Below are 2,073 nucleotides of genomic sequence, written 5' to 3'. Positions count from 1 at the left end.
CTAATCGCCGAGATGAGCGTACTCCCGGTTTATCTGCGCATGGGCATTTCGGAGGTACTAGCCGACATTATCGAGCGCCGTGCTAAAGAGCTAGGTGTAGGGGTATTGCAGGCTTCTGAAGAGCCGTCCACGGAACCCGTGTTGGCATGCGACGATCTCGCTCAGTACCTTCAGCCCCTGGTGCTAAACGAGCCACCGCGAATCAACGAGTACGGGAGCGTCTCCTCGGTCTGCACGACGCTAGAGGCGATGCTGGCAGATTTAGAGGAGCTGAAGACCGACACGCGCCATGCGGGACACTACGCCTTCTCCGTGGCCGCGCTGGAGGCTGGCCTTGGCTTCCTGTTTGTGCGGCAGTGGACGGGGCAGAAGAGCGCCTGGACACAGGCTATCAACCTGGCCAACACGATCAACTGCGATTACAAAGCGGACTTCCCCCGCGCTACGGAGTTAATTCCGGCGTTTGCCGCACACCTGAAGGCGACGGCGACCGCCAAGAACCCGAAGGCTGGACTCAAGAGCTGGAAGGCGGCTGACCAGGAGGCGCACCGGGACGATCTCTACGTGGCCCGTCGGCGCTACATTGCCGAGGGCGAGCAATACGTCGCGGCCAAAGAGACATGCGCCACTCCCGACCTGGAGGAGTGCAGGCGCATCATTTTTGAGGAAGCGCTGCGCAACTACAAGATCGGCGGCTTAGCGCTCTCGCCTCGCCACCCGAGCGACGACCCGGTGATCGTGGAGACGTGGCTATGATCCTCTCCAAGTCCGACAAGCAAAACCCAGAGACTGCCCCGATCTTCACCATTGGGGAGAGCGTCCACTACATCACGGGTGGAGGCAGGAGCTTCCGCCTGGCGACCGTGACGCACAACAAGGGAGTGCGCATTGGTATACGGCTCCAGGATGGCACGGAGACGCGGGTAAATCCGTGGAGCCTGAGGAGGGCATCGTGATGGTTCCTGTCGCACGAACTTCTCCCGCTACGATTCTCCCCGCACCCCTGACCGAGTGCGAGGCCATCGCTCGCATGAAGACTATCCTTATCACGCTTGATCAGATCGCCAAGCGAATTGACGCAATAGAGGAGAGCGGCTCCCCGCAAGTGGAAGTAGGGACTCATGGGAACACGCTCTAAACTCAACCGCGCGCCCGTCTCCGTCACGGGGCGGCGCTGCGCTATCTACTCTCGCTTCTCCACCGAGAAGCAAGCCGAGCAGGGACTGACCTCCTGCGAGGCCCAGGAAAACGTCTGCCGCGCCTACATCGAGGAGAACGGCGGGCAGCTTGCCTCGGTCTACCGCGAGGAGGCCAAGACCGGCACGAATCTGAACCGCAAGCAGTGGAAACAGCTTCTCTTTGATGCCCAGGCCAAGAAGTTCGATGTCGTCGTGGTTACCTTCATGGCTCGCCTCGGTCGCGGCGAAGAGTTCATTATCGCCCGCTACGAGCTAGAGAAGGTTCGCGCCCAGGTCGTCACCGTCAAGGAGAGCTTTGCTAGTGGGCTTGCGGGCTACGCGCACCAGTCCATGATGATCGCCACCGATGGTCTCTGGCCTAGGATCATCTCCGAGCAGACCCGCACCAAGCTGGCAGAGATGGTGCGCCTCGGGCTGTGGCCTGGTGGCCCGAGCGTCGCCTTTGGCTACAAGGCCATCGAGGACGAGCGCTACCAGGCACCGGGCAAGCGTGCGCCCAAGCGCCTCGTGCCAGAGCCAGAGCGCGTCGAGTTGGTACGTGAAGCCTTCGCCGACTTTCTGGCCACCGACTCCATTGCTGCCGTGCGCGACCTGCTCGCCGAGGCCACCGGAGAGGACTGGACGGACAAGCGGGCGCGGCAGGTACTCGCCAATCCCATCTGCATAGGGCGCTTTGTTTGGGCCGAGATCACTAATGAGAGCTTCTGCGCCCCCATCATCACGCAGGGGGTCTACGACCAGGCGCAGATACTGCTGACTCGGCGCGGCAGAGGCGAGAAGCGTCGCAACCCGCGACGCTCCGAAGCTACCGAGAGTCCTGACGCTTTCTCTTACCTCTTCACGGGGCGGATCCGCTGCTCCTGCGGCGGGAATA

The 2,073-nt window shown here is 61.9% G+C and carries 4 protein-coding genes; all 4 read left to right on the top strand.

What is annotated here, in order from left to right:
- Positions 1 to 756 (top strand): hypothetical protein (locus tag ACH2ED_RS06045; protein ID WP_395089318.1); only part of this gene is annotated, 756 nt, incomplete at its 5' end.
- Positions 753 to 956, top strand: a complete 204-nt coding sequence (locus ACH2ED_RS06040; protein WP_395089317.1) for a hypothetical protein — start codon at positions 753 to 755, stop codon at positions 954 to 956. The genes ACH2ED_RS06045 and ACH2ED_RS06040, both read left to right, overlap by 4 nt.
- Positions 953 to 1,138, top strand: coding sequence for a hypothetical protein (locus tag ACH2ED_RS06035; RefSeq protein WP_395089316.1), 186 nt, complete (start codon positions 953 to 955; stop codon positions 1,136 to 1,138). Before ACH2ED_RS06040 ends, ACH2ED_RS06035 begins: the two co-directional genes overlap by 4 nt.
- On the top strand, positions 1,122 to 2,073 hold a 952-nt coding region (locus ACH2ED_RS06030; protein ID WP_395089314.1), incomplete at its 3' end, for a recombinase family protein. The genes ACH2ED_RS06035 and ACH2ED_RS06030, both read left to right, overlap by 17 nt.

Source organism: Armatimonas sp. (genome assembly GCF_043757465.1).
Classification (GTDB): Bacteria; Armatimonadota; Armatimonadia; order Armatimonadales; family Armatimonadaceae; genus Armatimonas.
The sequence above is the reverse complement of the archived record's forward strand: the minus strand, read 5'-3'. Positions and strand labels throughout refer to the sequence as shown.

What these genes read in the sequence shown, in the direction of transcription:
- ACH2ED_RS06040 (WP_395089317.1), top strand. Translation starts at nt 753, where the DNA reads ATGATCCTCTCCAAGTCCGACAAGCAAAACCCAGAGACTGCCCCGATC.